Annotated in this window: 19 protein-coding genes and 1 tRNA gene; 5 read left to right on the top strand and 15 right to left on the bottom strand. The window is 66.3% G+C overall.

Annotated features, from left to right (window positions below; all coding sequences use genetic code 11):
• Positions 1-167: 167 nt before the first annotated feature.
• Both ACJH7A_RS04840 and ACJH7A_RS04845 read right to left on the bottom strand, forming a co-directional pair.
• Entirely contained in the window at positions 168-1,085 is a 918-nt protein-coding gene (locus tag ACJH7A_RS04840) for an alpha/beta fold hydrolase (RefSeq protein WP_212806986.1), read from the bottom strand.
• A 66-nt stretch (positions 1,086-1,151) separates the two neighbouring features.
• Entirely contained in the window at positions 1,152-2,183 is a 1,032-nt protein-coding gene (locus ACJH7A_RS04845; RefSeq protein ID WP_406774361.1) for a pentapeptide repeat-containing protein, read from the bottom strand.
• A 632-nt stretch (positions 2,184-2,815) separates the two neighbouring features.
• Here ACJH7A_RS04845 and ACJH7A_RS04850 point away from each other — a divergent pair.
• The gene (locus ACJH7A_RS04850) at positions 2,816-4,741 is read left to right on the top strand and encodes a serine/threonine protein kinase (RefSeq protein ID WP_406774360.1); all 1,926 of its coding nucleotides are present in this window, start codon (positions 2,816-2,818) and stop codon (positions 4,739-4,741) included.
• A gap of 607 nt (positions 4,742-5,348) precedes the next feature.
• Here the strand turns inward: ACJH7A_RS04850 and ACJH7A_RS04855 are convergent.
• Both ACJH7A_RS04855 and ACJH7A_RS04860 read right to left on the bottom strand, forming a co-directional pair.
• A complete protein-coding gene (locus tag ACJH7A_RS04855; RefSeq protein WP_406774359.1) occupies positions 5,349-7,391 on the bottom strand; it encodes an ATP-binding protein in 2,043 nt (680 codons plus the stop codon).
• A gap of 241 nt (positions 7,392-7,632) precedes the next feature.
• A tRNA-Tyr gene (locus tag ACJH7A_RS04860) sits at positions 7,633-7,715 on the bottom strand.
• Between the two features lie 115 nt (positions 7,716-7,830).
• Between ACJH7A_RS04860 and ACJH7A_RS04865 the strand changes: the two genes are divergently transcribed.
• Entirely contained in the window at positions 7,831-8,322 is a 492-nt protein-coding gene (locus ACJH7A_RS04865; protein ID WP_020101292.1) for a YajQ family cyclic di-GMP-binding protein, read from the top strand.
• 3 nt (positions 8,323-8,325) lie between these two features.
• Here ACJH7A_RS04865 and ACJH7A_RS04870 read toward each other — a convergent pair whose 3' ends face one another.
• Positions 8,326-8,748, bottom strand: coding sequence for a hypothetical protein (locus ACJH7A_RS04870; protein WP_212806987.1), 423 nt, complete (start codon positions 8,746-8,748; stop codon positions 8,326-8,328).
• A 91-nt stretch (positions 8,749-8,839) separates the two neighbouring features.
• Complete coding sequence (locus tag ACJH7A_RS04875; protein WP_406801494.1) at positions 8,840-10,693, bottom strand: alpha/beta hydrolase; 1,854 nt, start codon at positions 10,691-10,693, stop codon at positions 8,840-8,842.
• 144 nt (positions 10,694-10,837) lie between these two features.
• Here ACJH7A_RS04875 and ACJH7A_RS04880 point away from each other — a divergent pair, with 144 nt between their 5' ends.
• Positions 10,838-11,863: an NAD(P)H-dependent glycerol-3-phosphate dehydrogenase gene (locus ACJH7A_RS04880; RefSeq protein WP_061003366.1), complete on the top strand. Its 1,026-nt coding sequence runs from the start codon at positions 10,838-10,840 to the stop codon at positions 11,861-11,863.
• 9 nt (positions 11,864-11,872) lie between these two features.
• On the opposite strand, the gene ACJH7A_RS04885 is transcribed toward ACJH7A_RS04880, so the two are convergent.
• The 4 genes from ACJH7A_RS04885 to ACJH7A_RS04900 all read right to left on the bottom strand — a co-directional run bounded on the left by ACJH7A_RS04885 (position 11,873) and on the right by ACJH7A_RS04900 (position 15,289).
• Positions 11,873-12,430, bottom strand: a complete 558-nt coding sequence (locus ACJH7A_RS04885) for a hypothetical protein (protein WP_234785478.1) — start codon at positions 12,428-12,430, stop codon at positions 11,873-11,875.
• A 49-nt stretch (positions 12,431-12,479) separates the two neighbouring features.
• Positions 12,480-12,776: a hypothetical protein gene (locus tag ACJH7A_RS04890; RefSeq protein ID WP_061003364.1), complete on the bottom strand. Its 297-nt coding sequence runs from the start codon at positions 12,774-12,776 to the stop codon at positions 12,480-12,482.
• A 139-nt stretch (positions 12,777-12,915) separates the two neighbouring features.
• Complete coding sequence (locus tag ACJH7A_RS04895) at positions 12,916-14,487, bottom strand: sensor histidine kinase (RefSeq protein ID WP_406801560.1); 1,572 nt, start codon at positions 14,485-14,487, stop codon at positions 12,916-12,918.
• A 19-nt stretch (positions 14,488-14,506) separates the two neighbouring features.
• Positions 14,507-15,289, bottom strand: coding sequence for a response regulator transcription factor (locus ACJH7A_RS04900; protein WP_064858471.1), 783 nt, complete (start codon positions 15,287-15,289; stop codon positions 14,507-14,509).
• A 465-nt stretch (positions 15,290-15,754) separates the two neighbouring features.
• Here ACJH7A_RS04900 and ACJH7A_RS04905 point away from each other — a divergent pair, with 465 nt between their 5' ends.
• Positions 15,755-17,932: a SulP family inorganic anion transporter gene (locus ACJH7A_RS04905; RefSeq protein ID WP_406801495.1), complete on the top strand. Its 2,178-nt coding sequence runs from the start codon at positions 15,755-15,757 to the stop codon at positions 17,930-17,932.
• An 84-nt stretch (positions 17,933-18,016) separates the two neighbouring features.
• On the opposite strand, the gene ACJH7A_RS04910 is transcribed toward ACJH7A_RS04905, so the two are convergent.
• The 3 genes from ACJH7A_RS04910 to grcC1 form a co-directional block, all read right to left on the bottom strand.
• The gene (locus ACJH7A_RS04910) at positions 18,017-18,733 is read right to left on the bottom strand and encodes a DUF1326 domain-containing protein (protein ID WP_406801496.1); all 717 of its coding nucleotides are present in this window, start codon (positions 18,731-18,733) and stop codon (positions 18,017-18,019) included.
• Between the two features lie 289 nt (positions 18,734-19,022).
• Entirely contained in the window at positions 19,023-19,886 is an 864-nt protein-coding gene (gene htpX / locus ACJH7A_RS04915) for a zinc metalloprotease HtpX (protein ID WP_267318861.1), read from the bottom strand.
• An 84-nt stretch (positions 19,887-19,970) separates the two neighbouring features.
• Positions 19,971-20,978, bottom strand: a complete 1,008-nt coding sequence (grcC1, locus tag ACJH7A_RS04920) for a nonaprenyl/(2E,6E)-farnesyl/geranylgeranyl diphosphat synthase (RefSeq protein ID WP_061003352.1) — start codon at positions 20,976-20,978, stop codon at positions 19,971-19,973.
• Between the two features lie 21 nt (positions 20,979-20,999).
• On the opposite strand from grcC1, the gene menJ reads away from it, so the two are divergent.
• Positions 21,000-22,220, top strand: a complete 1,221-nt coding sequence (gene menJ / locus ACJH7A_RS04925) for a menaquinone reductase (protein WP_406801498.1) — start codon at positions 21,000-21,002, stop codon at positions 22,218-22,220.
• On the opposite strand, the gene ACJH7A_RS04930 is transcribed toward menJ, so the two are convergent.
• A complete protein-coding gene (locus ACJH7A_RS04930) occupies positions 22,213-23,271 on the bottom strand; it encodes an alpha/beta hydrolase (RefSeq protein ID WP_267323980.1) in 1,059 nt (352 codons plus the stop codon). The two genes, menJ and ACJH7A_RS04930, sit on opposite strands and share 8 nt — an antisense overlap.
• A 78-nt stretch (positions 23,272-23,349) precedes the next feature.
• Entirely contained in the window at positions 23,350-23,631 is a 282-nt protein-coding gene (locus ACJH7A_RS04935; RefSeq protein ID WP_029105179.1) for a pyrimidine/purine nucleoside phosphorylase, read from the bottom strand.
• Between the last annotated feature and the right edge of the window lie 62 nt (positions 23,632-23,693).

Below are 23,693 nucleotides of genomic sequence, written 5' to 3' on the forward strand. Positions count from 1 at the left end.
CCCAGCCAACCAGACACCCCAATCACAGGCCGACAGCAGCTGACCGTTCTACACCCTCAATCATGAAGAGCCCGTTAACCCGTCAGCGGCATTCCGAATCGTCGAGCGTGGGGGTTCACGCGGAAAATCGGCCGGATCTCCACGTCATCCCCCACGCTCGACGGTGATCAGACCGGGCTGCCGATGAACTCGATGCCGGCGTTGATCGCCGGGCGGTGCCGCAGCATGCGATAGTGCGCGAGCTTGCCGAGACCCTTCGTGGTGAGCAACTCGGAGCCGGGCCACGAAGCGGCGAGCTTCACGCTCGACGAGTAGGGGCTGTCGGGGTCGTCGGGGTCGTGAATGAGCAGCAGCGGCGGGTGGCCCGCGCGGGCCGCGAGGTTGACCATGTTGGTCTCTTCCAGCGACATGCCGATCCTGCGGACCAGGCGCTTCTGCAGGCCCGCACGGATCCGGGGGCCGAAGTTGTGGCGCGCGGCGAACAGGTCCAGGTACATCGGGTAGTCGCCCATCGGTGCGAGCAGCACCAACCGGCCGACCTTGGCGCCGTTCACCGCGGCGGCCATGGTGGTCGCGTTGGCCCCGAGCGAGTGCGCGACGACGGCGTGCGCCGGCCCGTGTTCGCGGATGACGGCCGCGACGGCGTCGGCGCATTCGATGGCGGTGGTGCGTCCGGGCGCGAGCGCGCCCGGGTCGGACTCGTTGTGGCTGGGCAGGTCGAACGCGATGACGCGATAGCCGGCGGTCACCAGCGGTTTGATGAACATGCCCAGGTGCGGCCGGCGGCCGCCCCAGCCGTGCACGAGGTACACCGGCGGCCCGTCGCCCCAGGATTCCCCGGCGATGCGGTGGCCGTCCCAATGCGCTTCCAGCGGTGCGCCCGGCTGGACACCGGGCGGCATGCGCAGGCTCTGCTCGATGATCGGCGGGGTGCACCACAACTCGGTGGCCCAGCGGGATCCGATGGGCGGGGCGAATCGCTCGAGTAAGGCGAACTGTTTGCGGATCTTGGGATCGACCGGCGGTTGCACACCGGAGCCCTCGACGTCGAGCACGACGTCACGGTCCGAAGACGACTCGACCATGTGTCGAATCCTAACGACGTGGAGGCAGCGAAACTCAAGCTGGCCGCCGACGCGTCGCGCTTCTGCTCAGTGTTTCGACTCGCCTTCGACTCCTGCTTCTGCTGCGCGCGGCGGCCAAATATCCGGTCGGATGTTTGGCGGCTTGCCGCCCTCATTAAATATCGGGTTGCCAACGATGTCGACTTCCGAGAAGTCAACCTGCTGGCATTGCCACGCCGCGCCATCAAAGCCTATATATGCATTTTTAAATTCCGCCCCTTTGAAGTCTACCGAGTAACCAGAAAAAACTGCGTTGTCAAAGGAGGCGAATCCACCCAGAAATTGAGTCGACTCAAACCATACGTATCGGCACGAAAAGTTCACCCTTTCAAAAAGCGCGGAATGATGAAAGACTGTGCGAGTAAAGTTGGCCGAATCGCCCGCGAACGTGGCTCCACTAAAGTCGACTTGCTTGCTAAACACGCAGTCCCCGAAACGCGCCGCACGTAGGTATGCGCCCTTGAAATCAAACTCCAGATCACTCCATGAGATAGCCGCATCTCGACGTAGATGATTATTGATTAGCAACACAATGTTATCGCGGACATCGACGTCGTCAGAGCGATAATCGTAGTGCTTTTCAACGTACTCTTTGTCATCGACTTGAGTACGAACCGTAAAACCAGACATCGAGTCTGCCTCATCCCGGACCAAGTACGGTTGACGCAAATAACTACACAAGAGATTGATGCACGATTGCGCTTCCTTACTGTCGTTCCTTGCGAGCCAATCGTCCGCCAGAGCACCGAGGGCATAGACACCTGCACTTCGAACCGTTCCTGACGAACTATCAAGCTGAGCGCTGATCGCTGTGTATCTGTCTCGCAGGCCGCGGAGTTGTTCAAGCCCATGGGATGCCACGAACTGTTTCTCGAGTTGCTGACGATTCTTGAATGCCACATACATGGCGACACAAGCAGCCAAAATTGCTGCAAGCGCTGCCGCCCCAGTCGCGAGTGGCTGCGCCCAAATTTCCCAGACACCCTTTGGAAGCGGGGCCGGCAGGTTGATGATTGCAGGAGGTGACGCGGGCACGACGCTGACAGGCGGCGCCGGCATCGGAGGTGGCTGAGGTGGCGGAGGCAGCGGTTCGAGCGGCAACGGTGCCCAACCCGACCAAAAATGATGGTGTCCTTCCAACCCCCAACCCCCAGTTCGATCTGATTCGCCCTGAGGACTAATCATGGTCGACAAGCTGACCGGCCGAGCCTAAACGAAAACCTGAGAGCAAATGCGACACCGTCAGCCCAACGTCCGGGCTTCCATTAGTTGTGGACCGGATGCAGCTCCGATCAGCCCGGGGAGAGGCCCCATTAGGTTTGCCGACCCGTGCTATTGGCGTGTAAGACCCGACGATGAATCACCCCAAGCAGTCCATCGCGTAGCGACGGGATAACTCAAGTCCATTACGTTCCTGAGATGGTGAGCTGGACGGTATGGGAACGGCTCTGTCACAAGCGAAGCTGGACTGCGCCGAGCGCCTCCGAGGCCGGAGCCGGGCCGGGGCGCCTCACCATGGTGCGCAATCTCCTTGCGGAGCGGCTACCGGGCCTCAGGGGCGAGGACATGTACCGCGAGGAGTTGGGCGCACGGCCTCGTTGACGGAGTGCGCCGGTCCGGGCCCGCTGTCCCTGGTGTGAACCAGCTCCGGATCCGATCCCGTACAGCAACTCACCTGCCACACTCACAATGTGCAAATCACCGCGATCGCGGGGTACCGCGTGATCCGTCCGCTCGGTGCGGGCGGTATGGGGCAGGTGTTCCTCGTGCAGCACCCGCGTCTACCGCGGCAGGATGCTCTGAAGCTGCTCGACGCCGGGGTCAGCCGGAATGACGACTTCAAGGTCCGGTTCCAGCGCGAGGCAGACCTGCTCGCCCAGCTGAGCCACCCGAATATCGTCACGCTGCACGACCGCGGCGAGTTCGAGGGCCGGCTGTGGATCACGATGGAGTACGTCGACGGCACGGACGCCTCGGAGCTGCTCAAGGCCGATGGCCCCCTCGACCCTGGCCTGGCGGTCCAGCTGATCAGCGCGGCTGCCGCGGCGCTGGATTACGCCTGGCGGAAGCAGAAGGTCACGCACCGCGACGTGAAGCCGGCCAACCTCCTGGTGAGCATCGACGAGTCCGACGGTGCCTGGCAGATCGAGTCGGTGAAACTAGCGGACTTCGGTATCGCAAAGGCGGCTGGCGAGTCCACCTCGCTCACATCCACCGGGATGACCGTCGGGACGATGCAGTACATCTCGCCGGAGGCGATCGAGGGCGAGGTGGTCGATAACCGCTCGGACCTGTATTCGTTGGGCTGCACAGCATTTCACCTACTGACAGGCCGGACGCCCTTCGCGGGCACCACCATCGCTTCCATCATGAAGGCGCACCTGGTCCAAGACCCGCCGCGGATCAGCGAGGTCGCACCACACCTGCCCGCAGCGATGGACCCAGTGTTCGAGCGGGTGCTGGCGAAGGAGCCGGGCGACCGGTACGAGTCGTGCGCGGAGTTCGTCTCGGCGCTGCAGGAGGCGGCTGGTGGTGAGGTGCGCTATCCGGCATCCGCTCCGACGTTGGCGGCGGCGACACTGCCGTCGAACGGGCCCACACAGGTTCGGAAGGTCGCGACGAAGGCCTCGCCTATGCCGCAGCCGAAGTCCCGGACGGCTCCGATCGCTGCGGCGGTGGTGGCGACGGTCGCGGTCGCTGCGACGGCGGTCGGTATCTACGTCACGCGTGGTGGGAGTGATGAAGCCGCGGCGCCGGCGGCCAGCACGGCGGGGATTTCGACAACGGCAACCGTGACTCCTTCGCCATCGGCGCAGGCCGCGCCGCTGCCCGACAGCCCATCACCAAACGCAGGCTGCCCAGGCACTGCCAGCGCTCACCACGACCTTGAGCATCCCTATTTGGGCCGGATGCGGGTTTTCGTCATCCCCCGGGCAGCGTCGTACGGCATCTCAGGCGTCGACGGTGCCTGCGTGTCTGCTGTGACCGGCGCCGGTTCGGTTCTCATGCCGCTTTCCGTCAAGTTCGGCTACGGGTTCGAGTTTGCCGAGCCGGCCTCCGATGCGACCGGCAATCTCTTCGTTCGCTACAAGGGCGGCGGAGCTCACAACCCTGCAATGGTTCTGGTGTTGGTCCCGACCGCACAGGGGTTCAGGACCATCGGTGAAGACAAGCTCGACACCGAACTGATCGGTCCCGGTGTCGACGGACAATATGTGCTTCGCGAACACCAGAACGACTGCACACCCTCATGCGCTGAGGGGACATGGACCAACAAGGACTTGCATTGGGACGGAAGCGGTTACGTTGGGGAGGGCAAGCCGGCGACGTCCGCGGTCACTTCGACCCGCACCGCGGTGACGACGACCACGAGTGCTCCCCTCCTGTACGAGGGCAAGCCGTGCACCCCGGCTGAGTCCGGCGATGTGTCACCCGACGGCACGTTGTACTGCAGCATGGAGACGGGTTCGTGGAGAGACAAGACCCACCAGAGTCGGCCCGCCGTCCAGCTCGGGTCGGCGTGCAGCGAGCCCGGGGCGCGCGCCCGTGTCGTGCAGATCGATGGGATCGCCACTTGCAAGGCAGACCTGAACGGCGACTTAGCGTGGGGCTGGTGAGCGGAACTCTGCCCGGAACGTCGCCCCCGCCGAGTAGCCTCCGACTCGTGAATAGGACTTCGGCCGGCAGCCTCTGGATCATGCCGTAGCTCCGTCGCCGTAGACGTTCTGCGTACTCGGCGGGGCTACCGGATCCCGAGGGTTCTGCCATGTCCCACACCGATGCCCATAAGCCTTACCGCGCCCGCGTCACCCGCCGTGGAGTCGCTGTGCGCGCTGTCCACCGCTGCGGCGGCCGCGAGTGCGACCTTCCGGGCCCCGACTCCTCTTGGAAAATCGGCCGGGATCGGCCGCGGCTACTGGGAATTCGTCTACACAGCCCCCGCGCCTGCTCCTGTCGGATGTGCCACTGGCACCGCAATCTCGAGTTGCGCCGCGCGGCGGTGTGTGCCGAGCTTCGGGCGATGGCCCGCGAGTGGAAAGCAGCTGGCGAGAGGCCTGGTTGGGAGGCGGGAGGACGCCGCGTGGCATGCCAGAACCTCAACCCGCCACGTCGATAGTGAATGACGGCTGCGGGCCCGCCCAGCGAGGTACGGATGCCCTGCCCTTCGTCCAGCCGGCAGGACGACTTCACGGTCGCGTTCGGCCGGGGGCTCGCAGCCGAGCCTTAGCCGGAGGGAAGGCCCAGTTTGTCAAAGAAGGCACGGTTCCGCTCAGTTGCTGCATTAACCAGCCCATCGAAGCTCATCACCTCGACGAACGCCCTCGCGGCATTGTTGTAGCCAAAGTAGCCGAGACCATCGTGGGTGGGACGCAGGTCTGAAGTCTCGCACCGCTCGATCATCTTCTCCGTGAGGTCGGCGATGATGTAGCAGAACGCTGGGGGATCCTGGGTGGGCGGGATCGGCCTCCCCGTCGCGGTCAGTACTCCTCCTGCGCGGATCCTCTTCACGTAGTCGAGACACTGCTGGATCGGGTTCTTGTCCTCGGTGGTGTCCTTGCGCATCGGGCGCTTGATCTCGACCACGACGATCGACGGCAGCGGCAGCTTCTGCCCTTCCGCGGCGAGCACCGGAGCGTCGATGAGCCGGGTCGCGAGGATATCGGGCTCCTTCGTCGATTCGGACCCCGTTATCGGCATGCTTTTCAGCGTCTTGTCGGAGGCGAGGTAGTCGTGGAACGCGAGCCTCTCGTCGATGATCCACAGGTTCGAACCGTCGGAGGCGACGTCGTTGGACTCCGTTCGCATCGGGACGATCAGCGAGTGGATCGCGTCTTCTCGGCTGTACTTCCCCTCCTTATCAGCGCGGATCAGCCGCCCAAGCAGGTCCAGCACCGTGCGGCGACGCGAGACATATGCGGCGAGGTCTGACTGGTTGATCTCGCTGACGGTGGCGAGATAGGCCGCGAGACGCTCGGCGTAGTCCTCCGCTGGCTCCGAGTCGGCTTCCGCGAAGATCTCCTGCCCCTGAACGAACGCCTCGGACTCGATCTTCTGCAGGTGCCGGTGGAGCTGGAATTCGAGCTCCTGGTCCTTGACCGACGGATCAACCGTGATGCCACGCTGCTCGATCGTGGCCAACACAGGCCGATACCGGGGAGCGCGCTTGGTTACGAAGTCGTGTACCCGCTGCTTTCCCTGCTCACGAGCCAACTCGAGCGGGCCCTTCAAGATCTCACTGATCGTCCCGGCGACGGCATCACGGATGTCGTCCAACGAGAGGTCGTCGAGGAGCGGTTCCCCCGCGATGCGGTCGGCGATGTCGAAGGCCGTCCGATCAGACCTGACGCGTTCATCCAGGAAGTCCGAGGTCAGATAGCAGGCGTAGACGAACTCACCGGAGGCCTCGTCCTTGAGCTTGCCGTGGAGCCCGGGCACCTTCCCGTTCAGGTTCTCCTCGATGACGACGCGACTTGCCGCGCACCAGTGGAGGCGGGGGACAGAGTTCCGCGCGGTCGCCTTCAGCCGGAGGTTCAGCATGTGGAACTTCTGACCCTTGACCTCGATCGTCGACGACGACATCGCCGAGTCGACGAACTCGTCCATCAGGCTGGCCAGGGACACTGACTCATCGTCGTCCGCGATCGTCACCACGGGCGCACCGCCGGGGCGGAGAAAGTACCAGATGCAGTGTTCGAACACCTCGCGTGCAATGGCGTCGACACCCTTCGGCGCGTGCTGCTGGAACGACTTCTTGAAGCCGTCGAGACTGACGACTGCGCCGGGACGTACGAACCCGTCGGCGTCTCCGTTGTGCTCGACTTCGTGCTCGACCGAGAACTTGAACTGCCGTCCCCGGAGTTCCCCCTCCTCGTCCTCGTACGCGCTCCGGACCGACACCCTGTCGAATGCCTTCAGCCAAAGAAGCCGGCCTACGCCGCGGCAGCCGAGGTCCGACTTGTAGTCGCTGTCGAGAGTCTCGAAGGAGCACATATTCTGCGGCGTGAATCCCACGCCGTCATCGGCGATGGTGAAGCCGACGATTGGCTTCATGGGCGCCCGCCCAGGACCTGCGGAGCCGAAGTCCAGCTCCGCCTGGGCATCGCGGTGCACCCTCACTTCGATCCGGCCGAGTGATTCCGAGTCCCCGGGCCGGGCATCTATCGCCTGAATGCTGTTCACGATCGCCTCGAGGAGCGGCAAGAGTGCGTGGCTCTTCGGCAGGCTTGTGTTCCGGACACGGCCTGCCAGTGATGTGGTCAGAGCCACAGCGCCCCCTACTTCGATCCGACCCTGGGAGACTATCGCCCCCCCACCGTCACCGACGGTCCCATCTCGGCCTGCCTCCGGTTCGAAACTCTGCCGAACCAGCCGCCCCATACCCATCCGCCATCTGTTCCCAGATGATCTAGACTCCGCGGCCGACGCCTTCGAAGCCGCTGCGGACAACTTCCGGACGATCGACTCTCCAAACGAAATCAGGCCCCCTCGAAAGGGGGCCTGATCAGTGTGGCAGGTACAGGATTCGAACCTGTGTAGGCTTCCGCCGACGGATTTACAGTCCGCTCCCATTGGCCGCTCGGGCAACCTGCCGGGTTCGTCGCCTCCCGGTGACCCCGGGTTTGGCGCGAGTAGCAGAGTACAACGAAGATGTACCGAACACGAAAACGGGACCCCGACCAGGGGCGCAGATACGGAGGGCAATCCAATGGCGGATTCATCGTTCGACATCGTCAGCAAGGTCGACCGGCAGGAAGTCGACAATGCGCTGAACCAAGCCGCCAAGGAGCTGTCCACCCGCTTCGACTTCCGCGGCACGGACACCACCATTGCCTGGAAGGGTGACGAGGTCATCGAACTGGTCTCCTCGACCGAGGAACGTGTGAAGGCCGCCGTCGACGTGTTCAAGGAGAAGCTGGTCCGTCGCGACATCTCGATGAAGGCGTTCGACGCCGGCGATCCGCAGCCCAGCGGCAAGACCTACCGGGTGTCGGGGACGCTCCAGCAGGGCATCAGCAGCGAGCAGGCCAAGAAGATCACCAAGATCATCCGCGACGAGGGCCCCAAGGGCGTCAAGGCGCAGATTCAGGGCGACGAGATCCGGGTGTCCAGCAAGAAGCGCGACGACCTGCAGGCCGTCATCGCCCTGCTCAAGGGGGCCGACCTGGACGTGGCGCTGCAGTTCGTCAACTACCGCTGACGCTCAGCCGTCGCTGTTCAGCTCCTTGTCCAGGTGGGTGCCGACGTTCTTGCTGTCCCCGTGATGGTTGGTCATGTTGCGGCACTCGCCGTAGAGCTTGAACGCGAGCCGGCTTTCGCCCTGGTAGTACTCGATGTTGATCGCGACGCCGTTCCGGTTGATGGTGCCGCCGTAGTTGTGCTGGGTGGGTAGCTTGTCCGACCAGCCCGCGGCCAGCATGGCCTTCTTGACCTGTTCGGCGTAGTCGTGGCCGCTGACGCCGGGAGGCAGTTGCGCACTCATCTCGATGTATCCGCGGTTCGGCGGAGCGCCGTCGTCATTGCAGGAGGCGAGGTAGCCGCCGCCGGTAACGTCTTGCAGCCCAGCCACTTTCCGCAATTGCCGACCGGCGTCGAGGACTTGCGCCATGGACTCTTCATCGGTCATCGGGTGCGCTGGACGATCACTGTGCGGAAACAAGCCACATCCTCCTAACAACAGGGCACCGGCGACAGCCGCTGTACCGACGCGATATCGACTACTTGTACTCATGGTCGTTCTTCACCGTCTCACCTGGGCGATTGGATTCGGGATCCGAATATGCCGGGGTCCCGGGGATGGGGATGTCGACGTGCGGTACCGGGACGTCGATGCCGAACGGCAGGTCGATGTGGTCGGGTGTCGAGATGGTCGGCCGGTGCCGGTCCTCCGCCAGGAGTCCGTCGGTCGCGAGGCGTTCGCTGTGCCCGCTGGCGATGTCGGTCATCGCCCGCAACGACTCGCTGCCCATGTCGTAGTACTTCGAGTGATCGTGAATGCTCCAGCCGGTTTCCCCGGCCACCTCGGCCCGGAACCGGGTGGCGCCGAACCCGTCTGCCGATGGATCGGTCCCCAGACCGGCGACCGGCCCCAGCGGATTACCGAGTTGCGCGTTCAGCCATTGCGCCGCGCCCGGACCGCCCATCCCAAGTCGGGCGACGGGATCGGTCGATGCCGCCCCGACATACACCTGGCCACCGTTGACGTGGAAGTCTGCGGCACTATGCGCCAAATCTGTTCCAGGACAACCGATCAACACGACATCATTGACTTTCATACCGCTGCCCGCGCACGCATCGGCAACCGTGGTGGACCCGTACGAGTGACCCATCACCGTGACGTGCGACGCACCCTGATGCGTCGCCGCCAGCCCGTTGACGTCGGCGGCCAGTAAGTCGCCACCCTGCCTGGCCAGGGTCGGGTTCGCGATGCGCGGATCGGTGAAGCTGTCGGGCGCGTCGTAGCCCATCCACATCATCACCGCGGTGGAGCGGTTCGGGTCGGCCAGCCTCGCCTGGTCGTACACGTGAATCGCATCGTCATGGCCGTCGGCCAGCCAGCCGTCGTGGACGCTGCTGCCGGTGCCGGGCACGATCACCGTCGTATTGTCCGCGGTGTCGGGGTTCCCGAGGCAGATGGCCGCCCGCCCCTGTCCGCCATCCGCCTCCGGTTGATAAGCCCACAGCATGACGGGACGTTCCCGCTTCGAGTCGGTGCCGGACCCGCGCTGGTGCGCGAGACCTTCACTGGTGCGCCGGGCGTTGTAGAACCGCGTGGCGTCGGTCTGCGTCAGCCCGTACCGGCCGGGGTCCTTGAGGACGTCGTCCTCGGAGACGTGATTGCGGCCCGCGACGTCGCGGACCCGGTTCAGGTCGTCGTTCATCACCTGCTGATTGACGGCGTCCCGGGCACTGGCCGGGACACCGTTGAGGTTGCCCAATTCCGGCGGATGCCGGGCGATCAGCTGCTGTTGCTGCTCCGGCGTCAGTGCGTTCCACCACTTGTTGACGTCCTCGGGGTTGGTCCCCGGCGGCGGAATCTGGATGTCCTGCCCGCCGATGTTGACCGGCGCCGAGGGTTTCTGGCCTTGTACTGCCTGGTCGATCGCCGTGGCGGTGAGCGTGTCAGTGGTATCGAAGGCCTTCAGTTGCTCCTGAATGGAGTCGGTGAAGAACTCGGCCGCTTTCTTGAGGGGTCCCAAGTCGCCGACCAGCCACTGCTGTGGGGTGACCACGCCGTCGTCGCGGACCGAGAACCCCAGCATGAGGGCGGTGTCGACAAATTCCAGCAGGGTGCTGCGCAGCGAGGTGAGCTGATTGCCGCCGTCGGTGAGCGCCTTGGCCAGCTTGTCCAGCCGGGCCCGGTAGGCCTCCTGCTCGTCGATCAGCTGCTGCGCCTTGGCGATTGCGGCGTCGCTGGCCTGCCCCTGCCAGTTCGCTTTCAGGTTGGCCAGCTGGCCGCGCTCGACGCCGATCACGATCTCCAGCGCGGCCGACGTGGTCCGTACGTCATCGGCGGCGTCGAGCATCGTCCCAGGCTTCGCCGCGCGCACGCGCGACACCGTCACCGTCACCCCTGCCGCACCCCCTCGGCGATCACTCCTTCGATCGTCGCACAGCGCGGAGGTACCAACCGACACAACCTGCATTTCGCACCATCGACCGGACACTCCGCGAATCCCGCCGCTCCGCTCGTCCCGGCGACATAACCTGTCGCCATGGCATCAGCGCAGCGCGTACCGACCGTCGTCGTTCTCGGTGGCGGGTCGTGGGGCACCACGGTGGCCTCGATCTGTGCGCGGCGCGGCCCGACGCTGCAGTGGGTGCGGTCGGCGGAAACCGCCGCCGATATCAACGAAAAGCATTGCAACAGCCGCTATCTGGGCGACGGGGTGGCCCTTCCCGAATCGCTGCGGGCGACCACCGACTTTTCCGAGGCCGCCAATTGCGCCGACGTCATCGTGATGGGCGTCCCGTCGCACGGCTTCCGCAACGTGCTGGGCGAGCTGGCCAAGGAATTGCGGCCGTGGGTCCCGGTGGTGTCGTTGGTCAAGGGCCTGGAGCAGGGCACCAATATGCGCATGAGCCAGATCGTCGACGAGGTGCTGCCCGGGCACCCGGCCGGAATCCTGGCCGGACCCAACATCGCCCGCGAGGTCGCCGAGGGATACGCCGCCGCCGCGGTCCTCGCGATGCCGGACCAGCACCTCGCCGCGAATCTCGCGGGCCTGTTCCGCACCCGGCGTTTTCGAACCTACACAACCGACGACGTGATCGGTGTCGAGATGGCCGGGGCGCTCAAGAACGTGTACGCCATCTCCGTCGGCATGGGCTACTCCCTGGGCATCGGCGAGAACACCCGCGCGATGGTGATGGCGCGTGCCGTGGCCGAGATGTCCAAGCTCGGCGTGGCGATGGGCGGCAATCGTGACACCTTCGCGGGCCTGGCCGGCATGGGCGACCTGATCGTCACCTGTACCAGTCAGCGCAGCCGTAACCGGCACGTCGGCGAGCAGCTGGGCCAGGGCAAGACCGTCGACGAGATCATCGCCTCGATGAACCAGGTCGCCGAGGGCGTCAAGGCTGCCAGCGTGATCATGGAGTTCGCCGAGACGCACGGGCTGAGTATGCCGATCGCCCGCGAGGTGGACCGGGTGATCAACCACGGCTGCACGGTCGAGGACGCCTACGCCGGCCTCATGCTCGAGAAGCCCGGGCACGAAGTCCACGGCGCGGGGTTCTGACCTCGACGGTCAGTTGAAGTAAGGGTTGCGGTCTTTCGGCCTGTCCAGCAACGGATTCGACTCGTTGACGATGAAGCTGCCGGACGGGCTGACCACGAAACCGGACTGGTCGAAGCTGTTGACGCACGCCGTCATGGTGCCGTCGGTACCGCACGTGATGTTGCGGTAGGTGATCCGGGAACCGCCAGGCAGCGTCTGCACCGCGCCCGGCATCTCGCCGACGTACTTCGGCCCGTTCAGGGTGTTGAACGCCGGCGCGCCGACCTGCTGGCCGACGACCACGTTGGTGCCCTCCGGGGCGCCCGGCATCGAGCCGCTACAGCCGTACTCGCCTTCGTTGCGGCGCATGATGCACGTCAGACCGCCGGGGGCCTGGAACATGTAGAACGTGCCGTCCTTGCTGGCGTAGGTCGACGGGGTGACAGGCTTGAATCCGTTGAGGTTCGGCGCGGCGGGTCCCGGTGGCGGGGGCACCGGCTCCGGCGGCGGAGCTGCCGCGGCAACACCCGGAACCAACGAGATCGCCCCAGCGGCCACGACCGCACCGATCAGGATTCTGCTCAACACCCGCTCAGCGTAGAACCCAATGACCACGCCTCGCAGCGTCAGCCGCAAATCACTTGCAGCCGAGGTCGACGTAAACCGTGGTGTTCTGACCGCGCAGCTTGCCCTCCTGGCTCGACAGCTCGCGCCCGTGCCGGACGGCGGTGACGGTGCAGTTGTCGATGGATCCGCTGCCGACGCGCGACTCGATGACCCGGAAGCCCTCGGTCTGCAGCCGGTGAATCGTCTGCGAGGCAGACTCCCCCGGCGCCGGCGGCACCACTGGCTGCGCCGCGGCCGGGGCGGCCGCCGCGACCAGCAGGGCCAGGACGATTCCGGGTCCGGCCGAGATCTTGGTGGAACTCTTCATGGTTTTTCCCTTTCCGCATCCAGCGCCGACAGCGCTGGATCAATAACTTCGACGGTAGTCGCGAAAAAGGGAGAGAAACACATTCTCAGGCCGAACCCATACGGATATCCGCATGAATCATGTCGAATTCAGGCGAAATTCAAACAGTCGACTCAGATACGTGCGGGTTGTGCGACTCACTCACCGTCACGTACTCCCCGACTTCCCGGTCCATCGGCAACCGCACCCGGAAAACCGTTCCCGCAGTGTTTGATTCGACCTCCACGCGACCACCGTGCGCTTTGACGATCGTCGACACGATCGCCAGGCCCAGCCCCGTGCTACCGAGCACGCGAGAACGCGATTTGTCGGCGACCACAAATCTGTCGAACAAATTCGGCAACAATTCTTCCGGAATTCCCGGGCCGTCATCGGCGACCGCCAATTCCACATATCCGGGACCCGGTGTCAGGCTGGTCGTGACCGAAACTCCGGCCGGCGTGTGGACACGCGCGTTGGCCAACAGGTTGCCGATCACCTGATGCAACCGGGCCGGGTCCCCGCGGACCCACACCGGCACATCGGGCAGACGCGAGCGCCAGCGGTGCGCGGGCGACGACACCGCGGCGTCGTTGACGGCATTGATCACCACGTCGCACAACTCGACGTCGTCGGTTTCGAGGTCCTGATGCTCCTCGAGACGCGAGATCAGCAGCAGGTCCTCCACCAGGCCGGACATCCGCTGCGCCTCGGCCTCGATACGGGCCAGCGCGTATTCGGTGGTCTCGGGCAGTGCAGCGCTGTCCTGGCGGGTCAGTTCGGCGTACCCGCGGATGGCGGCCAGCGGTGTCCGCAACTCGTGGCTGGCGTCGGTGAGGAACTGCCGCGTGCGACGGTGCGACGCGGCGAGCTCGGCCAGCGCGCTGTCGACGTTGTCCAGCAGCTTGTTGAGCGTGTCCCCCACGATGCCGACCTCGGTGCGCGGGTCGGTGTCCTCCGGCCGGACCCGTTCGGTGATGCGGTGGTCCTCGCTGCCGAACTGGCGGGTCGCCACCTTCGCCGCCGTCGAGGCCACGCGGCTCAGCGGCCGCAGCGCATAGTTCACCACCGCGATGGTGCCGACCGCGGTCAGCGCGATGGCCAGCAGCGTCATGACCGCGACCGCGACGGTCTTGCGCGCCACCACACTGTTGGCGTCTTCCATGGACACGCCCGAGACCAGCACGTCACCGCCACCGGCGTCCTGTCCCGCCATGCGGTACCAGCCGAGTCGCGGCAGCTTCACCGTCCGCGGCCCGAGGTTGGTCCACTGCTGCCCGCTGACGGCCTTGACGACGTCGGGCTGGACGGGCTTCGGTTCGCCGTCGGGGAACACCGCCGACTGCACGACGACGCCCTTGTGCAGTACCGCGATCAGGTTTCCGGGCGCCTGGCCACCGAAGGCCGTCAGGCCGTCTTCTCCGGCATCGATCGGGTGGGCCGGATCGCCGCGCTTGATCTCCAACCGGTCATAGGAGTGGCCGAGGGCGTCCAGCGAGCGCTCGAGTTCCGCGTCGCTCATCGCCGACACGTAGCTGTGCAGGCTGTACACCGACAGCACGCCGACCGCCAGCAGCACGACGGTGACCAGGGACGTGACGCCGAACACGAGCCGCCGGCGCAGGGTGCGCGGACGCCACCACGGCGCCCGAACCGGGGTACGGGCAGGTACTCGGGTCGGCACCCGGGTCACACGCGTCACCTCGGGCAGGTTAGTCCTCCGCGTCGGCAGGGCGCAGCATGTAGCCCACGCCACGCACTGTGTGGATCATCGGCTCGCGATCGGTGTCGATCTTCTTGCGCAGATACGAGATGTAGAGGTCGACGATGCTCGACTTGCCGCCGAATCCGTAGTTCCACACCCGGTCGAGGATCTCCGCGCGGGCGATGGCCCGCCGCGGGTTACGCATCAGGTACCGGAGCAGCTCGAACTCGGTGACGGTCAACGCGATCGGCTCGCCGGCCCGGGTCACCTCCCGGCTGGCGCCGTTGAGGACCATGTCGCCGACCTTGAGCACCTCGTCGGACGCCGGCGCGAGCTGACTGGACCGGCGCAGCAGTCCACGCAGCCGGGCCACCAGCTCTTCGAGGCTGAACGGCTTGGTCATGTAGTCGTCGGCGCCGGCGGTCAGCCCCGTGACGCGGTCCATCACGGAGTCGCGCGCGGTGAGGAAGAGCGTCGGGGTGTAGCCCTCGGCCGCACGGACCCGCTGCAGCAACTGCAGGCCGTCGGTGTCGGGCAGCATGATGTCCAGCACGACGAGATCCGGTTCCATCTCGCCGAACTTGGTCACCGCGTCGCGGCCGTTGTGCGCAACCTCGACGACCCAGCCCTCGTAGTGCAGCGCCATCTTGACCAGGTTGGTCAGCGCCGGCTCGTCGTCGACCAGCAACACCCGGATGGGGGATCCGTCGGCACGTTCCATGCGCGGCAGCTGGCCGAGCACGGCGGCCCGGGGGTGACCCTCTCGTGGTGGTACCGACATCGTTGTCATTCTTCCATTGTGTTGAGAACACAGAAAATTGTCACTGCGTTCATACCGAGTTCAAATATTAGTCCCTGGATATGACTCACGTCACTTACCTGAGCCGATGTGATGCGCGAGAATCGTTGCAATACAGTGATCTTGACTGGTCGGACCCCCAATCACGAGCATACCGACCGGATCGATTCAAGCCGGTATCCCAGGTCGCCCAATCGATCAACCCTCTGGCCCACGGAGAAGATTTGCGTTCTCTATGGGAACTCTTCCTCGCCTTGCGACCCCGTCTGGCGATAAATACTCTCGCACTTAGCAATTGACGTCGCTTATCGTTGGCGACCGTCGAACAGTTCTGAAACATGTTGTCTCGCAACATGTTTAATCGACAATGGTGTCGGCGGGTGTGCGGACCGAACCTCGCGCAGCGCATCTGCACATGTGTCCATCGGACAACAATCGGAGAACGGAAACCTAGGCATGCTAGAAACCGCCCCGCCGGCAAAGGGTCTACGCGCCATACTGCGCTACGACCTGCCCGCGTCACTTGTCGTATTCCTGGTGGCACTGCCACTGTCGCTCGGCATCGCCGTCGCGTCCAACGCGCCCATCCTGGCCGGCATCATCGCCGCCATCGTCGGCGGCATCGTCGCCGGCGCCCTCGGCGGCTCGCCGCTGCAGGTGAGCGGACCGGCCGCCGGCCTGACCGTCATCGTCGCCGGGCTCATCGCCGAATTCGGCTGGGGCGTGACATGCGCCATCACCGTCGGCGCCGGCCTCCTCCAGATTCTGTTCGGCCTCAGCCGCGTGGCCCGCGCCGCGCTGGCCATCTCGCCGGTCGTCGTGCACGCCATGCTCGCGGGCATCGGCATCACCATCGCGCTGCAGCAGATGCACGTGCTGCTGGGCGGCAAATCCAACAGCTCCGCGTGGGAGAACATCGAGCAGCTGCCGGCGCAGCTGATGAACATCCAGGGTGCCGGGTTCCTGCTCGGCATGCTCGTCATCGTCATCCTGGTGGCGTGGCGCTGGGTGCCGGCACCCATCAACCAGATCCCCGGTCCGCTCGTCGCCATCGTCGGTGTGACGGCGCTGTCGGTCCTGCTGCCGTTCGACGTCAAGCGCATTCAGATCAACGGCTCGCTGTTGGACTCGTTGTCGTTGCCGACCATGCCCACGGGCGACTGGGACGGCATCATCGCCGGCGTCCTGACCGTCGCCCTGATCGCCAGCGTCGAGAGCCTGCTGTCCGCCGTCTCGGTCGACCGCATGCACAACGGTCCCCGCACCAACTTCGACCGTGAGCTGATCGGCCAGGGCACGGCCAACACCCTCTCCGGCGCCATCGGCGGCCTGCCCATCACCGGCGTCATCGTCCGCAGCTCGACCAACGTCGCCGCCGGCGCCAAGACCCGGGCCTCGGCCATCCTGCACGGCGTCTGGATCCTGCTGTTCGCGGTGCCGTTCGCCGGCCTGGCTCAGCTGATCCCGACGTCGGCGCTCGCCGGCCTGCTCATCGTCATCGGCTGCCAGCTGGTCAAGAAGGTGCACATCGAAACCGCCCGTCGCACAGGCGATATCGCGGTCTACGTGATCACAGTGCTCGGCGTCGTCTTCCTCAACCTGCTCGAGGGCGTGCTGATCGGCCTCGCGCTGGCAGTCGCCCTGACGGTGTGGCGCGTGATCCGGGCCAAGATCGTCACAGAGCACATCGCCGGCAACGACTGGCGCATCGTGATCGAGGGCTCGGTCAGCTTCCTGTCGCTGCCGCGCCTGACCTCGGCCCTGGCTTCGGTGCCGACCGGTTCCGACGTCACCGTCGAGCTGTCGGTGGACTTCATCGACCACGCCGCCCACGAGACCATCGACGAGTGGAAGCGCCAGCACATCGCCGGCGGTGGCTCCGTCGAGATTCACGAGCACGGCACCGCCGAGCTGCACAGTGCGGCGGCCGGTCCGCCGACCCGCACGTTCACGCCGTTCGACAAGCGCTCGGGTGTCGTCCCGTGGAAGTCGCAGCCGCAGACCTCTTCTGTGATGGAGGGCCTGGAGACCTACCACCGCCGTACCGCACCCGTGCTGCGCCCGCACATGGAGGACCTGGCCCACACTCAGAAGCCGGAGACGCTGTTCATCACCTGCGTCGACTCGCGGGTCGTGCCCAACGTCATCACCAGCAGCGGCCCCGGTGACCTGCTGACGGTCCGCAACGTCGGCAACCTGATCCCGGAGGGACGCGCCGACGCCTCGGTCGAGGCGGCCATCGCCTTCGCCGTCGAGGTCCTGGAGGTCTCGTCGATCGTGGTGTGCGGCCACTCCAACTGCGGCGCCATGACCGCGCTGCTGGGCGGCGATCAGGGTCACGACGAGCACCTGCACACCTGGCTGGAGCACGGCGATGCGACGTTGCGCGCCTTCGACGAGGGCCGCCACCCCGTGGCCGTCGCCGCGGCCGAGGAAGGGTTCGGCGTCGTCGACCAGCTGTCGATGGTCAACGTCGCACTTCAGGCGCAGACCCTCGCCGCCCACCCGCTGGTCCGGGCCCGGCACCGCGCCGGCGACCTCGAGGTGATCGGGTTGTTCTATGACATCGGCACCGCGGCCGCCCTCCGGGTGACGCCGGTCAGCGTGGACCGTCTGGTCGAGGTTGCCGAGTAGTACCTGATTGATCCTGCGCCCAGGGCCGTACCCCGCGAGAGCGGCAGGCCCTGGGCGCAGTGCCACGTCCGCGCCCTTTCCCGGTCAGCTGCAGCAGCACCCGCCGGCCGCCTCCGCGGCGGACGGCAGCTCGACGTTCGGCAGTTCGCCGTCGGGCCGCCAGTCGAACGGGAAGTGCTTGCTGGAGGCGCCGAGGTACTCGTGGGAGAAGTCGAAGCCGACGGCGTCGGCCTTCCTGACCACACCCCACGTCGCGACCTGGCCCGGGCCCACTTCCGCGCCCGGAGCGTTGACGGTGGTGACGCGGCGGTTCGGGTCGGCCGTCGGTCCGGTGAGCGCATCCACCCGCACGTCGACCTTGCCCGGGATCTCCGCCCGCCAGTAGGCGAGGTCGTCGGCTGCGGCGAAGTTGATCGGCGCGTACTCGATGCCCCGCAGCTCACTGATCAGACTGCCGAACTCCCCCGGCCAGCCACCCTCGTCGCCGCGGAAGATCCGCTCCAGAGCCGCGCGCTGATCGGCGTCGGCCTTCTCGTCGATGTAGAACATCAGCTTCATGGTGGCGTCCGGGTCACCGATCCACATGTTGCCGGCGAACTCGCCCAGGGCCACGACCCCGAGGCCACTGAGATCGGTTGCGCCGTAATGCCCTTCGTGCACCTGCCAGACGAGGGTGAACAGGCAGTCGCCGTGCGTGGGCTCCTGCGCGAAGCTGCACGGGCAGGGCAGCTTGCAGCTGCACACATCGAACCACTCGCCGCGTAGATGCCAATCGGCCTTCGGGGTTGCCGCCACCGTCATCGCTGAATCCCTTCTCGTGTGCATACCCCCTGGGGGTACCTGACGTGGACGACGTTACGCAGCGCGGCGAGCGTCCGTCAAGTACCCCCAGGGGGTATGTTTCTATGAGTTTGGCGAGCCCGACCGGGCGGTGCTGCATCCACCCTGAAGCCAGGGCGAAAAAGTGCGAGAGACGACGACCCTCAGCACAGGGTCAATGGGGCATCAGCCACGGCATCCGTTCACCCTGAAACCACGGCGCCAAAGTCCGAGTAGCGAAGGCCCAGAGGGGCAATCGAGACAGCGGGCGCTACCGCCCCGCCATGCGCTCCAGGCGTGCGATGCGGTCCTCGATGGGCGGGTGCGTCGAGAACAGCTTGCCGATCTTCTCGCCGGCGCGGAACGGGTTGGCGATCATCAGGTGGGCCTGGTCGGCCAACTGGGGCTCCGGGGGCAGCGGAGCCTGCTGGACGCCGGCGGTGATCTTGCGCAGCGCGCTCGCCAGCGCCAGCGGATCACCCGTCAGCTCGGCGCCCGACTGGTCGGCCTGGTACTCGCGCGAGCGCGACACCGCCAGCCGGATGATCGTCGCAGCCAATGGGCCGACGATCGAAAGAACCAGCAGCACAAAAGGATTGGGCCGGTCGTCGCGGTCGCCGCCGAACATGCCGATGAAGTAGGCGACGTTGACCAACGCCGTCACCACCGACGCCATGGCGCCCGCCACGCAGGAGATCAGGATGTCGCGGTTGTAGACGTGCGAAAGCTCGTGTCCCAGCACGGCGCGCAGTTCGCGCTCGGTGAGGATGTTGAGGATTCCCGTGGTGCAGCACACCGCGGCGTTGCGGGGGTTACGTCCCGTCGCGAAGGCGTTGGGGGCGGCGGTGTCGCTGATGTACAGCTGCGGCATGGGCTGGCGCGCCGTGGTGGCCAGCTCGCGGACGATGCGGTACATGGCCGGCGCCTGCATCTCGCTGACCGGCTGCGCGTGCATGGCCCGCAGCGCCATCTTGGCGCTGTTGAAGTAGACGTAGGCGTTCATGCCGATGGCGAACAGCACCGCCAGGTACATGATGTTCTTGCCGAACAGCGACCCGATCAGCACGATGAGCGTCGAGAAGCCCGCCAGCAGCGCGAACGTCTTCGCGGTGTTCGCGTGCGGATTCCACGTCATCGGCTACCTCCTCCAGCGCAGTCAAACTCACTGAATTGAACGCTCGGCAACTGGTGCCTGGTTCCAGGGTGTCCCGGTGGGAGGTCAGCCGTGGCGGTCAGCGGTGTACTCGACCAGGTTGAGCAGCGCCAACCGGCCGGGCAGATCCGGCAGGTTGTCCAACTCGGCGCGAGCGTCCGCGGCGAAGCGCTGAACGGTGCGCTTGGCCTCGACCATGCCCTGCGACGCGCGCAGCAGCGCCAGCGCCTCGGCGAGGTCGGCGTCGTTGTCGATGGGCTTGGCCAGCAACACCCGCAGCCGGTCGGCGTCGGGTCCGGTCTCCTGCAGCGCGTACAGCACCGGCAGGGTGTGTACGCCTTCGCGCAGATCGGTTCCCGGCACCTTGCCCGATTCGTCGGGATCGCTGTCGATGTCGATGATGTCGTCGGAGATCTGGAAGATGGTGCCGACGATGCCGCCGAGCCGGCTCAGCCGCTCGATCTGCTCCTCATCGGAGCCGGAGAACGTCGCACCGAACCGGCCGGACGCCTCGATCAGGCATGACGTCTTCTCGTACACGACCTTCAGGTAGTGCTCGACGGGGTCGGCGCCTTCGAGGGCGCCACGGGTCTCGCGCATCTGGCCGGTCACCAGCTGGGCGAAGGTGTCGGCGATGACGCGCACCGCGTCGGGCCCCAGCCGGGACACCAGCCGCGAGGCGGTGGCGAACAGGTAGTCGCCGGCCAGGATCGCGATGTTGTTGCCCCAGCGGGCGTTGGCGCTGTCCGCGCCGCGCCGCACCTGCGCCTCGTCCATGACGTCGTCGTGGTAGAGCGTCGCCAGGTGCACCAGCTCGATGACGGCGCCGGCGATCGCGACGTCGTTGTTGTCGGGGTCCGGCCCCAGCGACGCCGACAACACGGTGAACAGCGGACGGAACCGCTTGCCACCGGCCTGGAACAGGTGCTGGACCGCTTCGGCCATCAGCTCGTCGGCTTTGCCCAGCTCGGTCGACATCAGGTCTTCGATGCGCGCGACCGCGTCACGAACCTGCGCGGCGAAGGCGGCGTCACCAAAGTCCACGCCCGCGACCACTGTCGCTGGTGTCTTCATGGGTCCAACATACTGGGCGGCATGGTCGTGCACGCAGATGTGGTCGTGGTCGGAGCCGGGCCGGCAGGTTCCGCCGCTGCCGCCTGGGCAGCGCGCCGGGGCCGCGACGTCCTGGTGATCGACTCGGCGCAGTTTCCCCGGGACAAGGCCTGCGGCGACGGGCTGACGCCGCGGGCCATTGCCGAACTGCGTGAGCTGGGACTCGGCGATTGGCTCGACGGCCACGTCAGCCACCACGGGCTGCGGCTGGCCGGCTTCGGCGCGCAGCGCGAGGTGCGCTGGCCGGGGCCGTCGTTCCCGGCCACCAGCAGCGCGGTTCCCCGCGCCGAGCTCGACGACCGGATTCGTCAGGTCGCCGCCGACTCCGGGGCGAAGATGCTGCTGGGCGTCAAGGCCGTCGCCGTCTCCCACGATGCGGCCGGCCGGGTGACCACGTTGCAGCTCGACGACGGACAAGAGGTGAGCTGCACCGAACTCGTCGTGGCCGACGGCGCCCGCTCGACGCTGGGCCGTGTCCTGGGCCGGCAATGGCACCAGGAGACGGTGTACGGCGTCGCGATCCGCGCCTACATCGCGACGCCGCGGCACGCCGAGCCGTGGATCACGTCGCACCTGGAGCTGCGCTCCCCCGCGGGGGAGGTGCTGCCGGGCTACGGCTGGATCTTCCCGCTGGGCAACGGCGACGTGAACATCGGCGTGGGTGCGCTGGCCACCGAGAAACGTCCGGCCGACGCCGCGCTGCGCCCGCTACTGGCCCACTACACCAACCTGCGCCGCGACGAGTGGGGCTTCGAAGGTCAGCCGCGGCTGGCCAAGTCGGCGCTGCTGCCGATGGGCGGCGCGGTGTCGGGCGTCGCGGGACCGAACTGGATGCTCGTCGGCGACGCCGCCGCATGCGTCAACCCGCTCAACGGCGAGGGCATCGACTACGGCCTGGAGACGGGAAGGCTGGCCGCCGATCTGCTGGGCTCGGGTGACCTCAGCGCGGCCTGGCCCGCACTGCTGCAGCAGCACTACGCCGCCGGGTTCTCGGTGGCGCGCCGATTGGCGATCCTGCTGACCGTGCCGAAGTTCCTGCCGCTGACGGGGCCTGTCGCGATGCGATCGCAGTACCTGATGACGGTCGCGGTACGGGCCATGGGCAACCTCGTGACCGAGGAGGACACCGACATGATCGCCCGCATCTGGCGCCGGGCCGGCCGGGGCTCGCGGCGGCTGGATCAGCGCAAGCCGTTCAGCTGACCGACCGCGCGAACCCGACGATGTCGCGGACGGTCGCGGCGAAGACCTCGGGCATGGCACCGGCCAGCAGGATGTCCCCGGCGTGGCAGGTGCCGGCGACGATGCGGCCGACGACGCTGACACCGGCCGCGGCCAGCCTGCGGTAGTAGATCAGGCCCTCGTCGCGCAGCGGGTCGAGCTCGTTGACCGAAATGACATGCGGCGGAAGACCTTCCAGCTCCACACTGGTGGCCGCCCCGGCCCAGCAGGTGCCGTCTTGCGCGTGCTGCTGGTCGGGGTCATAGATGGAACCCAGCAGCGCCAGTTGGAGGCAGCTGATGAAGTACCCGTCGTTCTCCCGCAGCGACGGCAGGTCCTCGGCGTCCTCGAGCCACCGGTTCGAGATGTACGGGCACTGGGCGTAGACGCCGGCGATCTCGTCGATCCAGCCCTCCCGCTTGGCTTTCAGCGCGACCGTCAGCGTCAGGTTCCCGCCGCCGGACTCCCCCGACACGATCAGGTGGCTGATCCCGAGCTCGTCTTTGTGCGCCGCCGTCCAGCGCACGGCCGCCGCGCAGTCGTTGAGCCCGGCCGGGAACGGGTGCGGGCCGAGCGCGCCGCCCGAATTACGGAACTCGACGCCGACGACGACAAGGCCTGCGGCCGCAAGGTTTTCGCGGAGGCGGACGTACTGGATGTCGGCGGCGCTGAGGATCGCCATGCCACCGCCGTGCAGGTGCACAACCGCGGGCAGCGGACCGTCGGCATCGGTGGGTCGGCTGATGAACAGCGTGATCTCGTTGCCGTCGGCACCGGTGATGGTGGTGGTCGTGGTGGTGACGCCCTCAGGTGCGGGGGCCTGGTCCCCCAGCATCTTCAGCACGGCACCGGTCCCCTGCTCCGCGAACGCGGTGAACTCGAGGCGCTGCGCCAGCGGGGCGTCGACCGTCAGCGGCGGTTCCGGGAGGCGGCCGTCCATGCCGAATGCGGCGAGGGCCTTGACCATGCGCGGGTCAGAGCGGCGGTCGGTGCCGATGATGGAATCGGGATCAGCGAGGCGTCCGTAGGGCATGCCTCATCTTGGTGCACAAAGTGAACTTGGTCGCGACTTTGCGAAAAAGTCGCGACCAAGTTCACCGTGGGCGGAAAGTTACCGGTATTCGCAGAGGTAGGCGGTCTCGACCTCGACGCGGACGCCGAACTTGCTGTCGGCCGGCACGGTGAATTGCGTTCCGGCGGCGAAGGTTTCCCACTCGTCGCTGCCGGGCAGCTTGACGGTCAGGGCGCCGGACACCACGTGCATGATCTCGAGGCTCGAGGTGCCGAATTCGTATTCGCCGACGGCCATGACGCCGACGGTCGCGGGGCCCTCGGCGGGCGCGAACGCGATCGATGCGACCTTGCCATCGAAGTACTCATTGACCTTGAACAACACAACTCCTCGAACTCAGGTGAGCGGTCAGGATATCCGGCGCCTGTGCCGGCGTTGACTGC

The sequence above is a fragment of the Mycobacterium sp. SMC-17 genome, from assembly GCF_045310915.1.
Lineage (GTDB): Bacteria > Actinomycetota > Actinomycetes > Mycobacteriales > Mycobacteriaceae > Mycobacterium.